The following is a 4,503-nucleotide window of genomic DNA, read 5'->3' on the forward strand; positions in this document are numbered from 1 at the left end:
GGATTCGATCTGGGCATGATGGGCAGCTTTACCCGTGACGATTCCGTGCGATTGCTCGACCGTGCCTCGGAACTGGTACTGCGTCTCTATGGCGGACCGGTTCCCATCGTCGCGGCCTGCACCGGCCACGCCATTGCCATGGGCGTATTCCTGCTGATGGCTTGCGACACGCGGGTCGGGGCAGCGGGCGAGTATAAACTGGGCGCGAATGAATCGATCACCGGCATGACCTTGCCGGTGTTTGCGGTCGAGCTGGCGCGCGACCGGCTCAGCCCGCTGCATCAGACCCGGGCGATGATTCAGGCCTATATCTATGATCCGAAAGGCGCGGTCGAGGCCGGATATCTCGATATGCTGGTGGAACCGGACAAGGTTGTCAGCACGGCGACCGCGATTGCCGGTCAACTGGCCAAGCTGCCGGGCCATGCCTATGCCTATCAGAAATCGGCGATGCGCAAACCGGCGCTGGATGCAATCCGGGCGAGCATCGGCCACCATCCCAATTTGCGCAACTAGGCCCTGACCCTGGGACGCTAGCGATGCTGGTCGATCAGCACCGGATTGCCATCGGGATCGGTCAGCATGATGCTGGCTGGGCCGTCGCTGCCCTCGGTTTGGCTGTCGAGTTCCACGCCCGCCGCCAGCAATGATTTCTGAATGTCACGGACATCGTCAAAATCCTCGACGTTCTGGGCATCCTGATCCCAGCCCGGGTTGAAGGTTAACATATTCCGCGGAAACATGCCCTCGAACAGACCGATGACCGTCTCGCCGTTTTTCAGCATCAGCCATTTCTGCTCTTGGTCGCCATGAAATTTGGTGAAGCCGAGCTGCTCGTAAAAGGCCCTGGAACGGGCGATGTCCTTGACCGACAGGCTGAGGGAAAAGGCTCCAAGTTTCATTGTCATTCTCCTTTACTGCGCTCATTGCCGGAGCGGCAGGATTTTGGGATTTCGCAACAGGGCAGCCATCAGGGCAACGCCGCGAAATCCTTGGCCCGGGCTATTCCTCCTCCAGCAGATATTTCTGCCAGAAAATCAGGCTCGCCCAGAATTGATAGTCGCCATTGGCCTTCTTGCGAAAGCCATGGCCCTCATTCTCGGCCAGCAAATGCCAGGCAGGCTGACCGTTGGCGCGGACGGCGGCGACGATCTGTTCGGCTTCGCTCGCCGGGACGCGCGGATCATTGGCGCCGGTGACGACCATCAGCGGGATATTGATCTCGCTGGCGCGGACCAGCGGACTGATCTCCTCCAGCTTGATGCGCTGCTCGGGGATGCGCTCGTCGCCATATTCCATCCGCCTTAGGTCACGGCGGTAGGCCTGGGTGTTCTCGAGGAAGGTGACGAAATTGGAAATGCCGACCGTCTCCAGCCCGGCCTTCAGCCTCTTGCCATAGCGCAGCATCGAGGCCAGCGTCATATAGCCGCCATAGCTGCCGCCGGTGACGGCGATGCGCTTGCGATCGATCTTCCGGTCTCCGCGCAGCTGGTCGAGAAAGGCCCCGATATCCAGCACGCTATTCTCCCGCAGCCACGGGCCGTTGTCGAGCGCCACGAATCTTTTGCCAAAGCCGGTTGATCCCCGCACATTGGGATAGAATATCGCGATGCCCAGTTCATTGATCAGATAATTGTCGCGCCCCAGAAAACGCGGTGTCGCCTGGCCTTCCGGACCGCCGTGGATGTTGATGATCAACGGCCGTTTGCCCTTGTGCCGGTCGGGATCGGGCCGGTAGAGAAATCCGGACATTTTCTCGCCGTCGAAACTCTCGATTTCGACCAGCTCCGGCGCGACATTGGCGGCGCTATCCAGGCCGCCGGTCTCGCTCTTGGTCCAGCGCGTGACCGCCAGCGTCTCCGGGTTGACGCTATAGGCATCACTGCCGGTCTGGTTGCTGTTCAGCGTGATGCCCAGCTCGCCCCAGGGCGCGAATTTGACGCCGCTGATCACCCCGGCCGGCAAGCCATCGACGCTGCGGACCCTGCCGCTTTGCATATCATAGAATTTGAGCACGGAACGGCCGGCATGATTGACCTCGAAGGCGATCCAGCGACCATCCTGGCTGATATCGAAATCGGTGATGTCCCAGATTTTCTCGTCGACCACCGGCTCGAACAAGGATGTCTCCAGATTGACAATACCGAGCCGTTTGACATCACTGCCATCATCCGATGCTGCCCAGAGCCGGCCATCGGGCGCGAATTTCAGCCCGTCATAGCCAACCGGCTTGCTGCTGTCGGTCAGCTTGCGCGACGTGCCCTGCGCAATGTCGATGATATAGAGTTGATTGTCACTGACCGAGACATAGTTGAACACCAGCAACAGCTGGTCATCCGGTGAAAAGTCGATCGGAAACCAGCCGCCGCCGGTGGAAGCGATCAGCATCCGGGCGCTTTCCGGACGGGCCGGGTTCATCAGATAAATGTCATTGTAAAGTCCGGTGCGCTTGTTCGAGCCAAAGGCGAGCATCCGCCCGCTGCTCGACCAGGGACCTAGGCTGTTGCGGCTGCTGCCGTCGGTCAGCAGCTGCGGACGGCCGCTCGCCAGCGCGTAGATCTGGTTGACCTCGTCGCCGCCGCTGTCTTTCTCGAACAATAATGTCGATCCGTCGGGCGCATAATCGCCTGAATAAACCGGTTCGCCGGCAAAGGTCAGCTGCTCGCGCTGTCCCATCGGGGTCGCGACGCGGTGCAGCTGGCTGGTATCGGCAAAGCGCGTCGACACCAGCATCGCCCTGCTCTTCGGGTCCCAGTCGACAAAACTGGCGGTGCGATATTCCATATAGGGCCGGGTCCGTTCGACCATATCCAGCGGCACCGCAGGGATTTGATCGGCGACCAGCGCCGCCGGCCTGGGCGCGACATCCTCCGCCAGCGCCGGCCCGGGCCATGCGATCGTCGTTGCCGCCACCAGCATGCCGGCCAACCATTTGCGCTTCATAAACTCATCCTGCCATTCTGTTGTGCGATGTTTATGGACGAAGCGTGGCAAAAGCAATTAGAGGGGGTCATGTTTTCTGCTGACCATCCCTTTGTCCTGCTCGATGATGCGCGTGCCGCTGGTGCCGCGCCAGCGCGGCTTTACCGGGATCCGGTGGCGGTTATCCGGGCTGATACATCGGAAGAATTGGAAGCATGTTTCGAGTCCCTGTCGCGGGCGCGTTCCGAGGGCAAGCATGTTGCCGGCTATCTTTCCTATGAAGCGGGGCTCGGGCTGGAAGAGCGGTTGCGGGGTAAAATTCCAACAGATATGCCGACGCCGCTGGCCTGGTTTGGAATATTCAAGGATTACAAGGAATTAAGCCCGCATGCCGTGGTCGAAAGCCTGCCCGACCGCAACGGCGCCTGGCTCGGACGGCTCAAGCCCCTGGTGTCGCGCGACGCCTATGATGCGGCGTTCAAAAAAGTACAAAATTATATCATTTCCGGCGATATCTATCAGGCAAACCTCACTTTTCGGGCAGAAATGGACTTTTCCGGACATCCCTTGGCGCTTTATGCCGCAATCCGGAGCCGCGCGCAGGCCGGCTATGGCGGCGTGGTGTTTGACGGCGAAAACTGGATGCTGTCCTTCTCGCCGGAACTGTTCTTCGCGCTGAAGGACGGCCGGATCACCGCCCGGCCGATGAAGGGCACTGCGGCGCGGGTTGCCGATCCGGAGGCGGACGCCAGAGTGCAGGCGCAAATGCTCGGCGATCCGAAACAACGGGCCGAAAATCTGATGATCGTCGATCTGCTGCGCAACGACCTGTCGCGGGTGGCGCAGCGCGGCAGCGTGCAGGTGCCGGAGCTGTTCGCGGTCGAAACCTATCCGACCATCCACACGATGACCTCGACGGTCACGGCGCAATTGCAGGACGGCCTCGATGCGGTCGACGTGATCCGCCAGATCTTCCCCTGCGGCTCGATCACCGGCGCGCCGAAAATCCGGGCGATGGAGATTATCGACGAGCTCGAACTGGCCGCCGGCGGCAGCGGCCCGCGCGGCATCTATTGCGGTTCGATCGGCCGGTTTGACGCCAATGGCGACGCCGCCTTCAATGTCGCGATCCGCACCTTCTTCCTAAAAGACGGAAAAGAAACGCTTTCCATTGGTCTTGGCTCTGGCATAGTGGCGGACTCGGACGGGGATGACGAATGGCGGGAATGCCTCGCCAAGGGGAGATTTGCGAAAGTGGATGTCAACGCGGGAGCTAATGCGGGGGCCAGTTCGGAAGGAGGCCACAAGGTCGATCTGATCGAGACCATGGCCTTTGATCCCGCCAGCGGCATCGCCCGGCTGGAAGCGCATCTCGAACGGATGAAGGCCAGCGCCGCCGCCCTGCAATTTGAATTCGACCGCCACGCCACCCGCAACGCGATCCAGGCGATCACCTTTCATCAGGAAACCCCCGCCATGGTCCGGCTGCACCTCGGCCAATCCGGCGCGCTGGCGATCGAGCTGAAACCGATGCCCAGGCCGCAAGACGGCCCGGTCCAATGCCAGCTGGTCCCCATGCAG

At 60.9% G+C, this 4,503-nt stretch carries 4 protein-coding genes; 2 read left to right on the top strand and 2 right to left on the bottom strand.

The genetic code is table 11. The features are described 5' to 3' along the window. Positions 1–516: crotonase/enoyl-CoA hydratase family protein (locus V7665_RS13130; protein WP_335664986.1), on the top strand; the 516-nt coding region annotated here is incomplete at its 5' end. A 17-nt stretch (positions 517–533) separates the two neighbouring features. On the opposite strand, the gene V7665_RS13135 is transcribed toward V7665_RS13130, so the two are convergent. After that, entirely contained in the window at positions 534–908 is a 375-nt protein-coding gene (locus V7665_RS13135; protein ID WP_335664987.1) for a VOC family protein, read from the bottom strand. A gap of 94 nt (positions 909–1,002) precedes the next feature. Next, positions 1,003–2,943: a S9 family peptidase gene (locus V7665_RS13140; protein WP_335664988.1), complete on the bottom strand. Its 1,941-nt coding sequence runs from the start codon at positions 2,941–2,943 to the stop codon at positions 1,003–1,005. Between the two features lie 69 nt (positions 2,944–3,012). On the opposite strand from V7665_RS13140, the gene pabB reads away from it, so the two are divergent. Continuing rightward, positions 3,013–4,503: aminodeoxychorismate synthase component I (pabB, locus tag V7665_RS13145; RefSeq protein WP_335664989.1), on the top strand; the 1,491-nt coding region annotated here is incomplete at its 3' end.

This window comes from Parasphingorhabdus sp. (assembly GCF_036964675.1).
Classification (GTDB): Bacteria; Pseudomonadota; Alphaproteobacteria; order Sphingomonadales; family Sphingomonadaceae; genus Parasphingorhabdus.

Coding starts and splice junctions, on each gene's coding strand:
- V7665_RS13135 (WP_335664987.1), bottom strand. CDS start 908: ATGACAATGAAACTTGGAGCCTTTTCCCTCAGCCTGTCGGTCAAGGAC.
- V7665_RS13140 (WP_335664988.1), bottom strand. CDS start 2,943: ATGAAGCGCAAATGGTTGGCCGGCATGCTGGTGGCGGCAACGACGATC.